The following is a 17,310-nucleotide window of genomic DNA, read 5'->3' on the forward strand; positions in this document are numbered from 1 at the left end:
TGACATACAATCTAAAGGAATCGTTTTATTGCCTTGGTAAGCCTAATTCACATATTAGTTGCAATACTGATTTTAAGTAAAGCGTCAGCAGATGTTTACTGCAGACAAAAAGTGCCTTTTGTTTTAAGTGGCATAGAAGTGCAACAATTGCAGCATTATGATATACAGCAGTAGTTTTTATGCAGGACTAAGGCCAGATCCACTGCTCAAAGTATCAGAGTGGGCAGATAGAAATCGTCAACTTTCAACGATAGCATCATCAGAGCCGGGGAAATGGAGAACAGAGAGAACGCCGTACCTTAAAGAAATCATGGACTCTTTATCCCCATCTTCACCGGCTGAAAAAGTGGTATTCATGAAAGGAGCGCAAATTGGAGGAACAGAAGCAGGAAATAATTGGATAGGTTATGTAATCGACCAAACACCAGGGCCAATGCTGGTAGTGCAGCCAACAGTAGAAATGGGAAAACGTTGGTCAAAAGGAAGATTTGCGCCACTGATTGAAGAAACGCCATGTTTAAAAAGTAAGGTAAAAGACCCAAGATCGAGAGATTCAGGGAATACTGTACAAAGTAAGGAATTTCCCGGAGGGATCGTAGTAATAACTGGAGCAAACAGTTCAGTTGGGCTGCGTTCAATGCCAGTAAAGAATCTATTTTTAGATGAAGTAGATGCGTATCCAGGAGATTCAGGAGGAGAAGGTGATCCAGTACTGCTCAGTATTGCCCGAACTAATACATTTACACGTAGAAAAATTTTTTTAGTGTCGACACCGACAATTCATGGAATAAGCAGAATAGAAAGGGAATTTGAGAATTCAGACAAACGTTACTTTTTTGTCCCTTGTCCACATTGTGATCACTATCAGGTGCTGAAATGGTCACAAATAAAATGGGAAAATAAAAATCCAAATACAGCGCATTATGTTTGTATCGAATGTAACGGCAAAATAGAAAATCATCAAAAGGCAAAAATGCTAGCTCGTGGAGAATGGAGAGCAACAAACACAGAATGTAATAATGATAAAGTAATAGGTTTTCACATATCAAGCTTATATAGCCCAGTAGGCTGGTATAGTTGGAAACAAGCAGTGGAAGACTTTTTACATGCCAAAGAAAATGAACAACTACTAAAAGTTTGGATAAATACGACATTAGGAGAAACCTGGGTAGACAAAGGAGAAGTACCGGATTGGAAACAATTATTTAACCGAAGAGAATCTTATCCGATAGGCATGGTGCCAAAAAGTGGAAAAATAGTGTTAACGGCAGGGGTTGATGTGCAAAAAGATCGTTTAGAGGCGGAAATTGTAGCATGGGGAAAAAACCGAGAAAGTTGGTCAATAGACTACCAGGTATTTGAGGGAGATCCGGGAGGAGAAGAAGTATGGGGAAAACTTTCGGAGCTTTTGAATCATCATTTTATCGGTGAAAATGGGCTAGAATACATGATAAGCATGATGGCGGTAGATGCTGGGTATGCAACACAAGAAGTATACAACTGGGTAAGAGGTCACCAGGGCTCTGGGAGAGTAATGGCAGTAAAAGGAGCAAACAAAGCGCTAGTGCCACTGAGCAGCCCAAGTAGAGTAGATGTAACGGTTAGCGGACAAAAGCTAAAGAGAGGAATGAAGCTGTGGCCAGTTGGGGTATCGATATTAAAGTCCGAGCTTTTTCAGCTACTTAATGTTTTAAAAAACGGGGAAAAAGCGCAGGGATATTGTCATTTTCCAGAGTATCCACCTGAATATTTTAAGCAGCTAACCTCAGAGCAACTAATTACCAAAGTAGTAAAAGGATATACCAAACAAGAGTGGCAAAAAATAAGAGACCGAAATGAAGTACTAGATTGCCGAATTTACGCAAGAGCAGCGTCTATTGCCCTGGGGATTGATCGTTGGCCAGAGAGTAAATGGGTGGGGGAAAAAGCTAAAAAGTCAAAAAGAGTGAGAAAGAGTAAATGGTTAAGCGAGAAAAATGTACAATGAAGAATACTTAGTACAAGTAGAAGAAGCGATAAAGAAGCTACAGAGCGGAGAGAGAGTAGTATCGATTGCGTATGGTGACCATGTGGTTAGGTATGGAGAAGTTCAGATAAAAGATCTATTGGATTTAAGACAACGAATTAAATCTGAATTGAAAATCGCAGGTGTGAAGCCAAAAAGAAAAATTGTTATTTCAACGAATAAAGGAGTGGTATGAGAAGTTATATGATGGAAAATGAGTATCCGGACTTTTTAGAGCATTTAAAGTATATTATAGCCACAGGTAATATAGCATCAGGGAAGCATGTAAATGCAGTAATAGACATTTCCCATTGGAATGAAAGTGTGGATTTTAAGCTAGTGAAAGAAGATGGTATAGTGGGCATCATACACAAAGCAACGCAAGGGGTGAAGTACATAGATCATGAGTATGCAAAAAGAAGGAAAGCCGCTGAAGAAGAGGAATTGCTTTGGGGAGCATACCATTTTGGTGTCGGGGAAAAAAGCGGCAAAGACCAAGCTGAGCATTTTCTCGAAACAATTGGCGATAGTTCAAGTATATTGCTAGCCCTCGACATTGAAGAAAATAAAGGTGGAAAAAACATAACCCCAAAGCAAGCAGAAGATTTTATTAATCGAGTTTATGTAGTAACCGGACGTTTGCCACTGATTTATGGAAGTACTTGTTTTCTAAAGGATTTTGCTACGCCGATTTTAACTGAATGTCCACTATGGTTATCAAAATGGGGAGGAGAGCCAACACTACCAATAGGATGGAAAAAATGGACTCTATGGCAGTATACCGATGGTAAAACAGGTCCTAAACCAAATTCAGTAGAAGGCATAGGACCATGCGATAGGAATAAATTCAACGGAACATTAGAAGAATTAAAAGATTTTTGGATATCATGATGTTATTGAAATCATTCAAGCAATTATTCCGCAAGCCAAAAATCAAGAGCTCAGCATGGGATGCGTCAGGTTCAGGAAGGAGATTATTGCACTTTCAACCAGAAGTAGGAAGTATAAATAGCTTACTCTCTCAGAGCCTTGAGCACTTACGTAGCCGCTCTCGTGACATGGTAAGAAAGAACTCCTATGCAGCAAACATCATCGATACGATAGTGAGTAACTCTGTTGGGACAGGAATAAAGCCGCAATCAAAAGCCAAGGATGGAGAGTTTCGGAAGAAAGTGCAAGAGTTATGGCTGAGATGGACAGATGAAGCAGACAGTAGCGGAGTAAGTGATTTTATGGATTACAAGCTTTGGTCTGTAGGAGCATGATAGAAGGAGGAGAATGTTTTGTAAGACTCCGAACAAGAAAACGAGAAGATGGTCTTTGTGTGCCGTTGCAATTACAAGTGCTTGAATCAGAGCATTTAGACAATAAGAGCAATCAAACCCTTGCCAACGGTAATGTAATTAGAAACGGGATTGAGTTCAATAGGCTTGGGCAGAGAGAAGCGTATTACCTATTTAGAGAACATCCAGGTGAAGGATCATTTGGAGAGTCAGTGAGAGTGCCAGCAAATGATGTTTTACATATTTACAGACCACTAAGACCTGGGCAGATTCGGGGAGTACCATGGCTTTCTACAGTACTACTCAAACTCTACGAACTTGATCAATACGATGATGCGGAATTAGTGAGAAAAAAGACTGCAGCGATGTTTGCTGGATTTATTACCAGACTTGATCCTGAAGCGAACATCATGGGAGAAGGAGAGAGTAATGAACAAGGAGTAGCGCTGTCAGGCTTAGAGCCAGGGACTATGCAACTGCTTGATCCAGGAGAAGATATCAAATTTTCAGAACCATCAGATGTTGGGGGAAGCTATGAAGCATTCATGAAACAGCAGCTCAGAGCAATAGCAGTAGGCATGGGGATAACGTATGAGCAGCTAACAGGGGATTTAACGGGTGTCAATTATTCATCAATCCGAGCAGGGTTAATAGAGTTTCGGCGGAGGTGCGGAATGTTACAGCATAACATAATGGTATTTCAATTTTGCCGTCCGGTATGGGATAGGTGGTTAGAGTTAGCAATACTATCTGGAGAATTGGACATAGGTGAAAAAAAAGGGGGAAAAGAAGAAGTAAAATGGATAGCACAAGGATTTGATTGGGTAGATCCACTAAAAGACCAACAAGCACAGCAAATGGCAGTAAGAAATGGATTTAAGAGCAGGTCAGAGGTGGTTTCGGAACTTGGTTATGATGTAGAAGAAGTCGACCAAGAAATTGCTGAAGATCAAAGGCGTGCTAGTGAACTGGGCTTAAATTTTGATTCTGACGTACAAAGTAGTTTTGCGGAAATGACATGAAACAACAAGCAATGTGGTTGAACAGACCGGTAATGATGGAGCAAAGAAGTTTTGATCTATTGTCATTACATGCCGGCACGTTTAAAAACATAAAACATGCAGTAAGAAATAATAAAAAGGGAATAGCAGTCATACCAATACATGGAATCTTGACAAAGAATTCAGAAGCTTTTGATGATGTGTTGGGGATGACATCATATGAGAAGATACGTGAAGAGATAGAAGAAGCTTTAATAGATAAAGAAGTGGAAACAATAATTTTGGACATAGACAGCCCTGGAGGAGAAGTAAACGGTTTATTCGACCTTGCTGATTTTATCTACAGTGCAAGGGAAAGTGGAAAAAAGAGGATTGTGGCGATAGCAAATGATGATGCTTACTCTGCTGCGTACGCTATAGCTTCTAGCGCTGAAAAGGTGTATGTAAGCAGAACATCAGGGGTAGGAAGTATAGGAGTAATAGCAAGTCACATTGATCAAAGTGGATTTGATGAAAAGCAGGGAATAAAATATACCACAGTATTTGCTGGGAATCGAAAAAACGATTTAAATCCGCATGAGCCAATAACATCAGAAAGTTTGGAAAGCTTGCAAGGAGAAGTAGACCGCCTATATGAGATGTTTGTCCAGCTCATAGCACGAAACAGAAATTTGTCCACGGAAAGAATCAAATCAACAGAAGCAGGGCTATATTTTGGTGAGAGAGCAATAGAGATTGGACTTGCGGATGGAATCACAACGTTTTCTGAATTTATAGATAATTATAGGAGAAATAATATGACTAAAACTGAGATAAAAGAACAAGCAATAGATATTGATATTGAGCAAGGAAGATGTTTAGGGTACGAAAGCTGCCGTAAAGAAGTATTAGAAGTGATAAGATTATGTAATTTATCAAAGATGCCAGAGAAAATAGGAGAATTTATTGAGCAGAATGTAAATGCAAAGCAAGCCCAAGAAATATTAATGTCGATACTGGCGGAGAGAACGAAGAAGACAGAGATACTGAGTACAATACCACAGAGTTCAGCAGAAGACTTGATGATGCAGGTAGCAAAAAGTCGGAGCATTTGATACGCGGTCTAACATACGCCGCGGTAAATAAGTGTTCAAAATGCGCCAGAATAGCCAATTATAGAGCAACATATCTTTTACCGCGGCGAATAGCGACTTTAAACACAGCGGAATAAACAAAGGAAAAAAAGGGGGAGAAATATGACAAGCATAAGTGAAGGAAATAATTTAGGTGACCTTCTGAAATATGAAGCATCAAATCTATATTCAAGAGACCAAATAACCGTGGCAAAGGGGCAAAATCTGAAGCTAGGAACGGTCGTTGGTCGTGATAAAGATGATCTAATTAAAATTATAAACTTAGCAGCCACGGATGGTACGCAGACAGCTATAGGAGTGATAACAAGTGATGTAAACGCAACGGAAACCACTAAAGCAGTAATCATTACACGTATAGCAATGTTAGCAGATCATGCAGTTGTATGGCCAGCAAATATAACAGAAGAGCAAAAAGCTGCAGCAATAAAGCAACTTGAAGCGCGGGGCATTATCATTCGTAGGGGAATTTAAACTGCTCAACTGAAGAGCAAAACCAACTTAAAACACACAGCATTAAAGGGGAAAAACATGCAAAATCCATTTACAAATCCGGCATTTAGTATGACAGCATTAACAAATGCAATGAACATATTGCCGATAAATTATGGTCGCGTAGAAAATTTAAATTTATTTCCAAGTAGATCAGTAAGATTTCGTCATATTACGATAGAAGAACACCACGGAGTATTGAGTTTATTACCAACGCAAGTTCCGGGAGCACCAGCAACAGTAGGAAAACGTGGAAAACGAAAAATAAGAACTTTTACCATTCCACATATACCACATGATGACGTAGTGTTGCCTGAGGAAGTACAGGGAATAAGGGCATTTGGGTCAGAAAGTGAACTGAAAGCATTGGCAGATGTAATAACTGATCATTTGCAGCTAATGAGAAATAAACACGCAATAACGTTAGAACATTTGAGAATGGGAGCGCTGAAGGGAATCATTCTTGATGCTGATGGGTCGGAGTTATTAAACCTTTACAACGAATTTGAAATTACGCCAAAAGTAGTAAATTTTGCATTGGGGACTGCGACAACCGATGTAAAGCGTAAGTGTCTGGAAGTATTGCGCCATGTTGAGGACAATTTAAGTGGTGAATATATGACGGGGATTCATGCACTGGTAAGTCCAGAGTTTTTTGATGCACTAATTTCGCATAGTAAAGTGAAAGAGGCATATGAAAGATGGCAAGAAGGAGCAGCGCTGAGGAATGACATGAGATCAGGATTTACGTTCTGTGGAATAACATTTGAAGAGTATAGAGGGCAAGCAACCGACCCTGAAGGAACCGTAAGAAGATTTATAGAAAGAGAAAGTGGAAACTGTTTTCCACTAGGAACAGCGAGCACATTTACAACGTATTTTGCACCAGCAGACTTTAATGAGACAGTAAATACTCTTGGACAGCCACTTTACGCGAAACAAGAGCCAAGAAGATTTGATAGAGGGACCGATTTACATACTCAGTCAAATCCTCTGCCAATGTGCCATAGACCGGGAGTATTAGCAAAAGTCGTTGTAACATAACAACACAGGTAGAGCAACTATAAAGTGGTGAGGCAGAAGAATGCTTTACCTGTGTGCCCCTTCTTAGCATGTAAAGGTTAGTATATAGCAGAAAAATATGCAAGAAAATATTAAGAGATTATTGCAAGATTGTTTTGCCCATTTAGGAAAAGTAGCTTTGTATGAATCAAAGGATAAGTCATACAAGGTACAGATATTAAAGCAACAACCAGATAAATTATATGGAATTGGTGAAGGCCAATTTGTAGGGGAGATGTTGATTTTGGAGGTGAGTGTCTTTGATGTATTGCAGCCAGTAGTAGGAGATATCTTTATTATTGGTGGCCGTAGATACAAAGTACATTCACTGCCACTCAGAGATAACTCTGGAATGATCTGGAAAATTCAAGCGTCAAATGCGTATTAACGTTGAAGTTAGCGGTAGCATCAAAGAAGTTATGCAAAGCATAGATGCAGAGAAAGCGAAAGTGGAAAAAGCAGCGGTGAGGGCATTAAACAAAACAGCACTATGGGTAAGATCGCAAACAGTCAAACAAGTTAGCGAAGAAAAACAAATACCAAAAAAAGCAATGAGAAAAAAGTTAAGTGTGGATAAAGCAAATAGAAAGCGCTTATGGTCGGTAGTGAAGCTGAGTTCGCAGTGGATAGGAGTAGCAAAATTTGGGAGCATAAAACAGACAAAGATGGGAGCAAAGGTAGGAAGCCGTATGTATGAAGGAGCATTTATAGCAACAATGAAAAATGGTCATATAGGAGTATTCAAAAGAAGGTACATGACACCGTTACCAATAGATGAAATTAAAGTAAACACGCAAGCTCGGGAAACAATGAAAGAGTTAGCTGAAAATGAAGCAGAAAGAGTATTTGAGAAGTATTTCGACCATGAACTTAATTTTATTTAAGAGCGTATGTTTTGGAGGGATTTACATCAGAAGATTTGTACAACGCTAAAGGAAGAAATACCAGCAATACAAACGTGCGAAGTGTATCCAACAATAAGAAAAGAATTATTAGCGCCAGCGGTATTTGTAGAATTGTCAAGTTTAGAACCAGGGAAAGATCCGGGAACAGAGGAATTAGCCCTGAGAGCAAGATTTGAGGCAAGAGTAATAGTTGATAGCACAATAGAGAATGCTTCTTTAGTTGTGAGATCATTAGCGGCAGAAATTGCAAGAGTAGTAAATAAAAACACTTGGGGCATAGAAAATATTTTACCAGGAGAGTTCTTATCAGCGGAAGTAGATGAGTTTAGACCAGAATTAGATGCGTATCTTGTGTGGTTAATAGAATGGGTTCATGAGGTGCATGTAGGCAAATCTATATGGTCAGCCGGTATTACGCCACATACTATCGAAATAGGAAACGTGCATGTTGGACCATAATTTTGCTATTGCAGAGCTAAATAGAAGGCTAGCGAACATTATGCGTATAGGTCTAGTAAAAGAGATGGATTATAAAAAAGCAAGAGTAAGGATAAAAGTAGGAGAATTTTTAACAGATTGGCTTCCGTGGATAACAGCAAGAGCAGGAGAAGATAGAAGTTGGTTTGCGCCGAATATTGATGAGCAAGTAATAGTATTATCGCCATTTGGGGAATTATCATTAGGGGTGGTGTTACCGGCAATTTATCAGCAGAAGTATTTTCCATCTGAGCGCAAAGAAAACGCTGATATTTTTGAGTTTCAAGATGGAAGCAAGGTATCATATGACAAAAAAGATCATCATTTAGAGATCACTGTAGCAGATAAAATCACTCTAAAAGTGGGGAAATCAGAAATAGAAATGACAAAGGACGGAATAAAATTAAGCGCTAAACGAATAGATTTAAACTAAAGAAAAATGAGCAAATCCGTTGTGAGTGTAGGAGATCATTGTACAGGAATACCGGCACATGTTTGTATGAGTGGTAGTAACGACGTTTTTGTAAACGGTAGATCTGTGTGTCGAAAAGGAGATATCTTAACTCTAGGAGAGAAACTAACGCAAGGGTCAAACAGCGTATTTGTGAATGGTATTGGGGTAACGAGAACAGGAGACTTGGTATCGTGTGGTTTCCATGTGATGGGTGATAGCAAAAATGTATTTGCAGAATGAGAGGCATGAATGCTAGCACGGGAAAGGAATTAGAAGGAATAGAACATTTAAAGCAATCAATTATTGATATATTAACTACTCCTATTAATAGCAGAATAATGCGGAGAAATTATGGGTCGAGGTTGTTCGAATTAGTTGACAAGCCAATCAATAGGGATTTTACGCTGGAAATTTATGCAGCAGTAGCAGGAGCACTAGAAAAATGGGAGAGAAGGTTTAAATTAGAGAAAGTGAAGATAACAGAAGTAAAAGAAGGGAGAGTAACATTGGATTTAGAAGGTGTCTATCTTTCAGAAGGTAAGTTCATAAATATTAATGGAGTAGTTGTTTAAAAATGCAGCAGCCAGAGATAATTGAAAAACTGAGCTACGAAGAAATATTCTCGAGAATGAAGGAAGAGTTGGTGAAGCGTGACGCAAGTTTTACAGCATTAGTAGAAAGTGACCCAGCGATAAAGATTTTAGAAGTAGCAGCATGGAGAGAGCTTGTGCTGAGACAAAGAATAAATGAAGGTATAAAAAGTAATTTACTTAAATTTGCAACAGGAGAAGATCTTGATAACTTGGCTGAGTTTTATGGAGTAGAAAGGCAAAAAGAAGAAGATGACGAACGCTTTAGAAAAAGAATCAAGGCAAGAATAGTTGGCTCAAGCATAGGAGGAAATTATAGATATCACGCACTGTCAGCAGATAATAGAGTAAAGGATGCGCTGGTTGAATCAAAAGTGCCAGGAAGTGTGGAGATCTCAATTTTATCCACAGGGTTATCCACAAATGGCATAGCGTCTGAAGAACTACTTGATATTGTAAGAAAGCAGGTTACCAGAGATGATATAAGGGTATTGACCGACACGATAACAGTAGTTGGATGCAACATTATTGAAATAGATATCCACAGTAAAATTAGCATTAACAGATCAGATATTATTGAAACGGTGAAGAAGAAATTTATAGAAAAATTTGAAACAACGAAAAGATTGGGATGGAAGGTGACAAGATCATGGATTATAGCGAATTTGTTCGTAGAAGGAGTAGAAAACGTAGAATTAATCGAGCCAAAAGAGGATGTTGTGGTACTGGGGAATGAGTGTGCTTTCTTAAAAAGTTTAAATGTTGAGTTGAATTAATGCTAAATGCAACAAAGCAAGAAAAAGCGCTGATTGATGCAATCGATTACAAAGTAGACCCAAGCTGTGTAAAAGGATTTAAATTTAGCCCAGGGGAAAAAGTATTGCCATGGATAATAGAGGAATATGGGCTAGGAGAAATCCTACATTGGGTAAAAGACAAAAGAAAGGCGATAAAAAAAGGGATAAAATTTCAGCGTTTAAGAGGAACACCTGCCTCACTGAAAATAGCATTAAAATGGGCAAATATAGAAGATATTACAATTATCGAGGAACCATCTGGCAAGCACTTCTTTGAACTGCAGATAGGGATAAAAGATGTTCCGAATGACTTCTTCGTTGATGCAGTAGTAGAACTAGCAAAGCTATCATTACCTGCAAGATCGAGGCTAATGAGAATTTTTAACGACCACTACAATATTGGAAGATTTATTTTAGATGAAAGTTTTTTTGGAAATTTGTTATCGGATTACTCAGGTGTAAAAATAGAAGAAGATGGCCAAGTGTTATCATTTGGAAGAGTGAATTTTTTCAGGTCTAATGGTCCATTAGTAGAGATTATAGATAATTACTTGCGAGATCATTATGAACAAGCTTTAAGCAATGATATATATCGCCTAGATGTAGCAATCCTTGGAGAAACCGAGCCTCACACAAAGAATTATAAAGGTATTTATGAAAGAAGTCATCAGTGGAATAACTTTAAAACGCTATATCCTCTACCACAGAGCTTATTACCGGCAATAAAGTTTGCGAAAGCGCAGATAGTATTATCGGACAGTTGGAGTTTAGGAGAAATAAACGCATGTTTTCCAGTAAGTAGTATAGAAGAGAGGGGAAAAAGGTTTTTACTAGGAAGTGATAAGCTATCTGAACAACTGTGGAATTTAAAATATAAGCCAATTTTAGAAAGATTTTTTGCCGTTCACCACTATCAAGTAAAGAATTTCTCTACCCCCAAAATAATAAGATTTAGCGTAGCAGAACACTACATTCATTTTGAAAGCGAATTAAATTCAGAGCAAAAGGATTCAATACAGGAGTTAGAAAATTACATTTTAGTGTTTTACCCAGGTGTACTAACGTGGCACGAACATCGACATTTGAACAGGTCTTGGAAAGAAAGACAGCCCATATGCTTAATATACTAAACATATATATTTATATCTTCATATACTATATTAGCATTTAGTTAAGAAAGGTGTACTACGCGAAAAAAGACTTGCCTTTTTATACTAAAACACGCATAACCTAAATAGTAGCAAGTAAACAAAAAAAATTAATCTTGCACTAAAGAAAGCCAAATTGGCGTATGTTTTTATAGTGAGGTATGTATGAAGTTCAGTGAGGAAAAGAGAGAAGCTTTTAATAAGTCATTTTATGAATTATTAGAGAACTCGTTTAAGAATATTAACGAAAAAGATGAAAAAGGAGAAACAGTATTGCACCATGCAGTAGAAATCTCTGATCGCAAAACAGTGAGGTTATTAATACAAAAAGGAGCGGAGGTCAATGCAAGAGATAAAAATGGTTATACACCACTGCACTATGCAGTATTTGTGCAAAGTTTAGAAAATGTAAAGGTGTTGATAAGGTCAGGAGCAGAAGTAAATGCCACTCAATATATCGGTGGATGTGCACCGCTACACTCTGCATGTAGGATAGGGGCAGGCATTGCAATAATAAAAGAGCTAGTAAAAGCGGGAGCTGCAGTTAATCAACTGGATAAATATGGTGCAACACCAATGTATTATATATGGGAGAGTGAAAGGTATGGTCTATGGGATAATGGAGAGAATGAGAAGGCGAGGAAATTCCTAGGAAAACAAGGCGGAATAACAAAAAGTAGAAAAGTGACATGCTATGAAATAGAGAGTTTAGTGGAAGAAATAGCATATATGTTAGATAGAAGCTATTTACCGGAGTTAAAAATAATAGAGATAAAAGAAATAAGAAAGAGAGATAAGGAGCTAATAAAGGAAGAGTGTAAAAATTTAGCAAGCAAGATAATGAGCCGAGTGAACGAAATGATAGATGAAGTGTTGGAGGCAGACTTAAGATATTAAGTATATAAATTTATATTTTAATATAACATACGAAAAAAATGTGTGTATTTTGTAAAAAAAAACTTGCTTTTGATGGTAAAACAGGCATAGCTGGAATAGTGGTAGGTAAACAAAAAAAAATTACCAAGCACTAAAATTTTGTGGTTTTTATAGTGAAAATGTTCAATTTAAATAAAAGACTGGAAAAATTAAAGGAGAATTCATTTAGAAAAATAGATGAGAGAGGAGAAGATGGCAACACTGTGTTGCATTTAGCAGCATACCTTTCTGATGAAAAAGTAATAAAGTTACTAATAGAAAAAGGAGCAGAAATAAATATAGAAAATAATAACGGAGACAGACCATTACACCTAGCAGCATTCTATGGAAGGGTAGAGAATGTAAAAGTACTGATAGAAGGAGGAGCAAATGTAAATGCTATAGACGATGGAGGATATACGGCATTACATAGTGCGAGCTTAATGAGTTGTGAAAAGACAGTAAGGGAGTTAATAAAAGCGGGGTCAAATGTTAATACTGGGAACTACATAGGAAGAACGCCATTGCATAGTGCGGTATTTATGAGGGAAATAGGGAACGTGAGAGCGATATTAGAAGCGGGAGGTGAAGTAAATGCGAGAGATCATGAAGGATATACACCACTGCATATAGCATGCAAAACAGGGGCAGAAGGAAGAATAACAAAAGAGATAATAAAAGAGCTAGTGAAAGCCGGAGGAGAAATAGAGCAAGCAGATAAATTTGGAATGACAGCAATGGATTATGCAAAAAATAACAAAGAAATAGCCGATATATTAAAGAAAGAAACAGACAGAATAGAAAAGTTATTTATGAAAGGCTAAAAATATGGAGGAAGAAACAGAAAAGAAAGTATTGAATTTAGAGAAAAAATCGCTAGTAGAGCTGAGGAAAATATGGAAAAAGGTATATGGAGAAGAAGCACCTAGACATTCAAAAAAGTATTTGATACCGAGATTAGCATACAGAGTGCAGGAGAAAGCGTATGGAGAAATGTCAAGAAAAGTAGCAAAAAGACTAGAGTATCTGGCAGATCGGCTAGAGAAGGGAAAAAGAATAAGTAGTGACAAATTGCCAGTAGCAGGAACAGAGTTGATATTAGAAAGAGGGGAAGAGACGCATGCGGTAATGGTAACAGATAAGGGTTTAATCTATAAAGAAGAGTTTTATACGTCATTATCAGCAGTAGCCGGCAAAATAATGGGAATGAGTTATAATGGACCGCTCCTATTTGGAATGAGAGATAAGGAGAAAGAATGCTGAAAGAGGTAAGATGCGCGATATATACGAGAAAATCAAATGAAGACGGGCTAGAACAAAAGTTTAATAGTTTAGATGCACAGCGAGTAGTATGTGAGAAGTATATAAAAAGCCGAGAAGGGTGGGTAGCATTGGCAAAAAAGTACGATGATGGAGGGTTCTCAGGGAGTAATTTGAATAGACCAGCGATAAAGGAATTGTTTGAAGATGTAAAGGCAGGAGAAGTCGACTGTGTAGTAGTATATACGCTAGATAGGTTATCAAGAGAAACAAAGGACTGCATAGAAGTAACATCATTTTTTAGAAGGCACCGGATAAGTTTTGTAGCAGTAACACAAATATTCGACAATAATACGCCAATGGGAAAATTTGTACAAACAGTGCTATCAGGGGCGGCACAACTAGAAAGAGAAATGATAGTAGAGAGAGTAAAAAATAAAATAGCAACATCGAAAGAACAAGGGTTATGGATGGGAGGAAATCCACCGCTTGGCTATGATGTAAAAGAAAAGGAATTAATAATAAATGAAAAAGAAGCAAAAATAATAAAGCATATATTTGAGAGGTATATGGAGCTGAAGTCAATGGCAGAATTGGCAAGAGAGTTAAACAGAGAAGGATATCGAACGAAAGCAAAATCAGATATCTTTAAAAAGGCAACAGTGAGGAGAATAATAACAAACCCAATATATATGGGAAAAATCAGGCATTATGAGAAACAGTATAAAGGAAAGCATGAAGCGATAATAGAAGAAGAAAAATGGCAAAAAGCGCAGGAATTGATAAAGGATCAGCCGTATAGAAAAGCAAAATATGAAGAGGCGCTACTAAAGGGAATAATAAAGTGCAAGAGCTGTGATGTAAATATGACACTGACATACTCAAAAAAGGAGAATAAAAGGTACCGATATTATGTATGCAACAATCACCTAAGGGGAAAAGATTGTGAATCAGAAAACCGAAATGTAATAGCAGGAGAAGTAGAAAAAGAAGTAATGATGAAGACAGAGCAGCTATATGAAAATTGGAAAGAAAAGACCGAAGAAAAATGGGAAAATTTAAGTTTTGGAAAGCAGAAAGAAGTGGTGAGAAAGTTAATAAAGAGAGTAATGGTAAAAGAAGATGGAATAGAGGTGAGTTCAGAGGATAAGGTGGAATTTATACCAATGTGGCTAAAAAAGAAAGGAAACAAATGCACAGTAGTAGAACCAGAAGGAAAAACAAATAATGCGCTACTGAAAGCAGTGGTAAGGGCTCATCTGTGGAAACGTCAACTGGAGGAAGGAAAATATAGGAGTGTGAAAGAGCTGAGCATTAAAATTAATATAGGTACAAGACGCATACAACAAATTTTAAGATTAAATTATTTAGCACCAAAAATAAAGGAAGACATAGTAAATGGGAGACAGCCAAGGGGTTTGAAGTTAGCTGATTTAAGGGAAATACCGATGCTATGGGGTGAGCAGTTGGAAAAGTTCTACGGATTAGTGTCTTAATTACACCGTTTAACAAAAGGGGGAAACTATGAAAACGCCAAAGCTATTAAAAGGTATTGCTAAAAAATTTAAAAATAGGAAGGGAAGCACGATAGCCACCACTGCAAAAGGAGCTGCTATAGAGGAATCAAGGACTTCTAATAATATGCCAGCAGATGTTGAAGAAGTGAAAGTTGAGGTGAAAGAGCAAACCAATGTTGATAAAGCTACAGAGACCGACACTCAATTATGTAATGAAAATAGTGAGATAGAACAACCAATATTTGAAAGCAGCGAAAGAGCTCAAAACTCCTCAATAGAAACTACTGTAGAGCCAACTTCCGTTAATAGAGAAACTGATAAGCAAGAGCCAAATGCCCCTGAAGGAACATCTTCCGCTGAACCATGTTTTGATGCTACAGACGAAAAAGACAAACCGTTAACGCAACAAAGGCAAGCAATCCTAGCTAGTGTTGTTGGTGCAGTGTTATTAGTGGGTAGCGTTGTATTTTATACATTGAAAATCGATGTTACAGTAGCAGTGGTTGTGGGAATAGTTGGACTAGCATGTATAGGCCTTGCGCTATATAATATCATAAATCTCAACACCAAGCTCGAGAAAGTAGAGGAACAATCCATTACTGCTCATCCTCCTTTGAATCCAACATAAAAGGCTACATCTAAAAAACCATAAACGTCAGGAAAGTTCTTAAATAAGACAACTTTTTTAGAATAATCTCTAAATTATTAACTCAATACTTATTTCCCTACTACTTCTCCTTACCTTGAGTGTATAGTTTATTGAATACCTCCAAGAATCTTACTTTGAAAATACATCAATTTTTTTTACCCCTCCAAGACCTTTTTTTTGTTTAATAATTTTAGTTGACTTTATGAACACACTACTATTTCTTTCGAAACTTCCATCTTTTGCAGCTGGTCTAAACTATCAATTGGCCTCATAAGAGTAGACGGAGCATCTGATTCTTTTACTACACAATCTAATTGCTTAATAGTTTTACTTGACTCTATAGATACATTTCTTTCAAAATTTCCATCTTTTACAGCTTGTAGAACACTTTTTCCTCCTAAAAGGCAACTTTCCCCTAAACTTGATCGACCTTTTAACTTGTCAAACTTCTCCTGGCTCTCTCCATCAAGCTTTACTTCTATTATATTACTATCTTTATCACTAGAACATAGATGAACACTAATCTTTCCTACTTGAGTAGTAAAAGACATTTCAACGCTACCTCCTAAGACATCTGTATAATTTCTTTTTCCTCCTACATTTTCAACTCTTACTATACTCTCTCCAATATGAAATATATGATGTCTAAAACTTAAATCTTTCACTTTTGGATTATTTATAACTTTTGCAACCTCAACAGTGCTATCTTGCGAATATTTTGCATAAAAATATCCATTATCCATTTCTGCGTGTAAAGCTTTGCCTTTGGCACTACTGTTTATAATACCTTCATATGCTACGCTTTTTAGCTTGTTATCGATTTCTTCACGTTCTGCAAAAATCTCATAACTGAACCCATAAGTTGCATACAATAACCTATCATCATAAAAGGAACTGTATTTTACTCTTCCGCCTTTTAATAGTAAATTATTCATGATATTGCGTATAACACCTATATTTTCGTCATCTGACACACCCTCATAGGCAGGAATATCTCTTATTTCCTTAAAAATTAAACTTGTTATAGTATACTCATCATCGTTACATTTTGAATTGAGCCTTATCCCTTTTTGCAAATATTTATTTGTTATGCACTCTATACGTTCTAAAGCAGTGTTTGTAAAATTTTCATGCTTATCCCTATAACCTTGATCATTTTTTGCTACTACACCTTTTAACTCTTTACAAAATTCATCAATTAGGCTTTTCTCATTCTCAGTCAGTGGTAGATCTAGCTTAATTAAAGCAGAGTCTCTTGGATTAATAGGGTAATGACCATCGTTTTTCCAGTATAAATCACTATCATCAGTTTCATTTTGATACGACAATGTATGTTTTACACATGTGCCAGCAATCTTCCCAGTTTCATGTCTCTGATCAAGGTCATAACATTCCGGACGATTACTTATTCCTTGGAAAAACAAACTATAATCACCTGAATCGGCTACGTCATTTTCAGGAGTTGGTCCCTCATTGCTATTACGCTCAATTTTTGACCACCGCGGCCCAGCACTCAATTCCTCTCCCAGCTTTTGGTCACTGATAGGTTCTACAACATGTTCTATAGACTCTGTAACTTCACTCATACCCTCTCCCTAGCACAGACAGACAGTTTATTATGTACG

General features: G+C 37.4%; 21 protein-coding genes and 1 pseudogene. 21 read left to right on the forward strand and 1 reads right to left on the reverse strand.

Annotated elements, in window-relative coordinates; all coding sequences use genetic code 11:
• Nucleotides 1–33: 33 nt before the first annotated feature.
• The 21 genes and pseudogenes from ABWU69_RS00875 to ABWU69_RS00975 all read left to right on the forward strand — a co-directional run bounded on the left by ABWU69_RS00875 (nucleotide 34) and on the right by ABWU69_RS00975 (nucleotide 15,664).
• Nucleotides 34–174 carry a hypothetical protein gene (locus ABWU69_RS00875; protein WP_353285197.1) on the forward strand — a complete coding sequence of 47 codons (141 nt, stop codon included), beginning with the start codon at nucleotides 34–36 and terminating at the stop codon, nucleotides 172–174.
• Nucleotides 158–1,987: a phage terminase large subunit family protein gene (locus ABWU69_RS00880; RefSeq protein WP_353285198.1), complete on the forward strand. Its 1,830-nt coding sequence runs from the start codon at nucleotides 158–160 to the stop codon at nucleotides 1,985–1,987. Before ABWU69_RS00875 ends, ABWU69_RS00880 begins: the two co-directional genes overlap by 17 nt.
• On the forward strand, nucleotides 1,977–2,201 hold the full coding sequence (locus tag ABWU69_RS00885; protein WP_353285199.1) for a gpW family head-tail joining protein: 225 nt from the start codon (nucleotides 1,977–1,979) through the stop codon (nucleotides 2,199–2,201). The genes ABWU69_RS00880 and ABWU69_RS00885 overlap by 11 nt, the downstream gene beginning before the upstream one ends.
• Nucleotides 2,198–2,896 (forward strand): glycoside hydrolase family 25 protein, encoded by a 699-nt coding sequence (locus tag ABWU69_RS00890; RefSeq protein WP_353285200.1) that lies wholly within the window; start codon nucleotides 2,198–2,200, stop codon nucleotides 2,894–2,896. The genes ABWU69_RS00885 and ABWU69_RS00890 overlap by 4 nt, the downstream gene beginning before the upstream one ends.
• Nucleotides 2,896–4,310 (forward strand): annotated as a pseudogene (locus ABWU69_RS00895) (phage portal protein). The gene ABWU69_RS00890 and the pseudogene ABWU69_RS00895 overlap by 1 nt, the downstream one beginning before the upstream one ends.
• On the forward strand, nucleotides 4,307–5,383 hold the full coding sequence (locus ABWU69_RS00900; protein WP_353285201.1) for a S49 family peptidase: 1,077 nt from the start codon (nucleotides 4,307–4,309) through the stop codon (nucleotides 5,381–5,383). Before ABWU69_RS00895 ends, ABWU69_RS00900 begins: the two are co-directional and overlap by 4 nt.
• A 141-nt stretch (nucleotides 5,384–5,524) precedes the next feature.
• Nucleotides 5,525–5,893 (forward strand): head decoration protein, encoded by a 369-nt coding sequence (locus ABWU69_RS00905; RefSeq protein WP_353285202.1) that lies wholly within the window; start codon nucleotides 5,525–5,527, stop codon nucleotides 5,891–5,893.
• Between the two features lie 57 nt (nucleotides 5,894–5,950).
• The gene (locus ABWU69_RS00910; RefSeq protein ID WP_353285203.1) at nucleotides 5,951–6,955 is read left to right on the forward strand and encodes a major capsid protein; all 1,005 of its coding nucleotides are present in this window, start codon (nucleotides 5,951–5,953) and stop codon (nucleotides 6,953–6,955) included.
• 97 nt (nucleotides 6,956–7,052) lie between these two features.
• Nucleotides 7,053–7,361: a hypothetical protein gene (locus tag ABWU69_RS00915; RefSeq protein WP_353285204.1), complete on the forward strand. Its 309-nt coding sequence runs from the start codon at nucleotides 7,053–7,055 to the stop codon at nucleotides 7,359–7,361.
• Nucleotides 7,351–7,857 (forward strand): phage tail protein, encoded by a 507-nt coding sequence (locus ABWU69_RS00920; protein ID WP_353285205.1) that lies wholly within the window; start codon nucleotides 7,351–7,353, stop codon nucleotides 7,855–7,857. The genes ABWU69_RS00915 and ABWU69_RS00920 overlap by 11 nt, the downstream gene beginning before the upstream one ends.
• 6 nt (nucleotides 7,858–7,863) lie before the next feature.
• The gene (locus tag ABWU69_RS00925; protein WP_353285206.1) at nucleotides 7,864–8,337 is read left to right on the forward strand and encodes a hypothetical protein; all 474 of its coding nucleotides are present in this window, start codon (nucleotides 7,864–7,866) and stop codon (nucleotides 8,335–8,337) included.
• The gene (locus ABWU69_RS00930) at nucleotides 8,324–8,788 is read left to right on the forward strand and encodes a phage baseplate assembly protein V (RefSeq protein ID WP_353285207.1); all 465 of its coding nucleotides are present in this window, start codon (nucleotides 8,324–8,326) and stop codon (nucleotides 8,786–8,788) included. Before ABWU69_RS00925 ends, ABWU69_RS00930 begins: the two co-directional genes overlap by 14 nt.
• A gap of 6 nt (nucleotides 8,789–8,794) precedes the next feature.
• A complete protein-coding gene (locus tag ABWU69_RS00935; RefSeq protein ID WP_353285208.1) occupies nucleotides 8,795–9,049 on the forward strand; it encodes a PAAR domain-containing protein in 255 nt (84 codons plus the stop codon).
• Nucleotides 9,046–9,381, forward strand: a complete 336-nt coding sequence (locus ABWU69_RS00940) for a GPW/gp25 family protein (protein WP_353285209.1) — start codon at nucleotides 9,046–9,048, stop codon at nucleotides 9,379–9,381. Before ABWU69_RS00935 ends, ABWU69_RS00940 begins: the two co-directional genes overlap by 4 nt.
• A 2-nt stretch (nucleotides 9,382–9,383) precedes the next feature.
• Nucleotides 9,384–10,175, forward strand: a complete 792-nt coding sequence (locus tag ABWU69_RS00945) for a baseplate J/gp47 family protein (RefSeq protein WP_353285210.1) — start codon at nucleotides 9,384–9,386, stop codon at nucleotides 10,173–10,175.
• A complete protein-coding gene (locus tag ABWU69_RS00950; protein WP_353285211.1) occupies nucleotides 10,175–11,326 on the forward strand; it encodes a phage tail protein in 1,152 nt (383 codons plus the stop codon). The genes ABWU69_RS00945 and ABWU69_RS00950 overlap by 1 nt, the downstream gene beginning before the upstream one ends.
• 183 nt (nucleotides 11,327–11,509) lie before the next feature.
• Entirely contained in the window at nucleotides 11,510–12,241 is a 732-nt protein-coding gene (locus ABWU69_RS00955) for an ankyrin repeat domain-containing protein (protein WP_353285212.1), read from the forward strand.
• Between the two features lie 158 nt (nucleotides 12,242–12,399).
• Nucleotides 12,400–13,083 carry an ankyrin repeat domain-containing protein gene (locus tag ABWU69_RS00960; protein WP_353285213.1) on the forward strand — a complete coding sequence of 228 codons (684 nt, stop codon included), beginning with the start codon at nucleotides 12,400–12,402 and terminating at the stop codon, nucleotides 13,081–13,083.
• A gap of 4 nt (nucleotides 13,084–13,087) precedes the next feature.
• Complete coding sequence (locus ABWU69_RS00965; protein ID WP_353285214.1) at nucleotides 13,088–13,522, forward strand: DUF2924 domain-containing protein; 435 nt, start codon at nucleotides 13,088–13,090, stop codon at nucleotides 13,520–13,522.
• Nucleotides 13,516–15,015 carry a recombinase family protein gene (locus tag ABWU69_RS00970; protein ID WP_353275980.1) on the forward strand — a complete coding sequence of 500 codons (1,500 nt, stop codon included), beginning with the start codon at nucleotides 13,516–13,518 and terminating at the stop codon, nucleotides 15,013–15,015. Before ABWU69_RS00965 ends, ABWU69_RS00970 begins: the two co-directional genes overlap by 7 nt.
• Nucleotides 15,016–15,043: 28 nt before the next feature.
• On the forward strand, nucleotides 15,044–15,664 hold the full coding sequence (locus ABWU69_RS00975; protein WP_353275981.1) for a hypothetical protein: 621 nt from the start codon (nucleotides 15,044–15,046) through the stop codon (nucleotides 15,662–15,664).
• Between the two features lie 221 nt (nucleotides 15,665–15,885).
• On the opposite strand, the gene ABWU69_RS00980 is transcribed toward ABWU69_RS00975, so the two are convergent.
• The gene (locus ABWU69_RS00980) at nucleotides 15,886–17,271 is read right to left on the reverse strand and encodes a hypothetical protein (RefSeq protein WP_353285215.1); all 1,386 of its coding nucleotides are present in this window, start codon (nucleotides 17,269–17,271) and stop codon (nucleotides 15,886–15,888) included.
• Between the last annotated feature and the right edge of the window lie 39 nt (nucleotides 17,272–17,310).

It is taken from the genome of Wolbachia endosymbiont (group A) of Beris morrisii, from assembly GCF_964028185.1.
In the GTDB taxonomy this organism is placed as follows: Bacteria; Pseudomonadota; Alphaproteobacteria; order Rickettsiales; family Anaplasmataceae; genus Wolbachia.

Excerpts from the sequence above, each read along its gene's own strand:
- ABWU69_RS00910 (WP_353285203.1), top strand. The coding sequence starts at position 5,951 with ATGCAAAATCCATTTACAAATCCGGCATTTAGTATGACAGCATTAACA.
- ABWU69_RS00920 (WP_353285205.1), top strand. The coding sequence starts at position 7,351 with ATGCGTATTAACGTTGAAGTTAGCGGTAGCATCAAAGAAGTTATGCAA.
- ABWU69_RS00945 (WP_353285210.1), top strand. The coding sequence starts at position 9,384 with ATGCAGCAGCCAGAGATAATTGAAAAACTGAGCTACGAAGAAATATTC.
- ABWU69_RS00975 (WP_353275981.1), top strand. The coding sequence starts at position 15,044 with ATGAAAACGCCAAAGCTATTAAAAGGTATTGCTAAAAAATTTAAAAAT.
- ABWU69_RS00970 (WP_353275980.1), top strand. The coding sequence starts at position 13,516 with ATGCTGAAAGAGGTAAGATGCGCGATATATACGAGAAAATCAAATGAA.
- ABWU69_RS00950 (WP_353285211.1), top strand. The coding sequence starts at position 10,175 with ATGCTAAATGCAACAAAGCAAGAAAAAGCGCTGATTGATGCAATCGAT.
- ABWU69_RS00905 (WP_353285202.1), top strand. The coding sequence starts at position 5,525 with ATGACAAGCATAAGTGAAGGAAATAATTTAGGTGACCTTCTGAAATAT.
- ABWU69_RS00930 (WP_353285207.1), top strand. The coding sequence starts at position 8,324 with ATGTTGGACCATAATTTTGCTATTGCAGAGCTAAATAGAAGGCTAGCG.
- ABWU69_RS00935 (WP_353285208.1), top strand. The coding sequence starts at position 8,795 with ATGAGCAAATCCGTTGTGAGTGTAGGAGATCATTGTACAGGAATACCG.
- ABWU69_RS00965 (WP_353285214.1), top strand. The coding sequence starts at position 13,088 with ATGGAGGAAGAAACAGAAAAGAAAGTATTGAATTTAGAGAAAAAATCG.
- ABWU69_RS00885 (WP_353285199.1), top strand. The coding sequence starts at position 1,977 with ATGTACAATGAAGAATACTTAGTACAAGTAGAAGAAGCGATAAAGAAG.
- ABWU69_RS00955 (WP_353285212.1), top strand. The coding sequence starts at position 11,510 with ATGAAGTTCAGTGAGGAAAAGAGAGAAGCTTTTAATAAGTCATTTTAT.
- ABWU69_RS00915 (WP_353285204.1), top strand. The coding sequence starts at position 7,053 with ATGCAAGAAAATATTAAGAGATTATTGCAAGATTGTTTTGCCCATTTA.
- ABWU69_RS00960 (WP_353285213.1), top strand. The coding sequence starts at position 12,400 with ATGTTCAATTTAAATAAAAGACTGGAAAAATTAAAGGAGAATTCATTT.
- ABWU69_RS00940 (WP_353285209.1), top strand. The coding sequence starts at position 9,046 with ATGAGAGGCATGAATGCTAGCACGGGAAAGGAATTAGAAGGAATAGAA.
- ABWU69_RS00890 (WP_353285200.1), top strand. The coding sequence starts at position 2,198 with ATGAGAAGTTATATGATGGAAAATGAGTATCCGGACTTTTTAGAGCAT.
- ABWU69_RS00900 (WP_353285201.1), top strand. The coding sequence starts at position 4,307 with ATGAAACAACAAGCAATGTGGTTGAACAGACCGGTAATGATGGAGCAA.
- ABWU69_RS00880 (WP_353285198.1), top strand. The coding sequence starts at position 158 with ATGATATACAGCAGTAGTTTTTATGCAGGACTAAGGCCAGATCCACTG.
- ABWU69_RS00980 (WP_353285215.1), bottom strand. The coding sequence starts at position 17,271 with ATGAGTGAAGTTACAGAGTCTATAGAACATGTTGTAGAACCTATCAGT.
- ABWU69_RS00925 (WP_353285206.1), top strand. The coding sequence starts at position 7,864 with ATGTTTTGGAGGGATTTACATCAGAAGATTTGTACAACGCTAAAGGAA.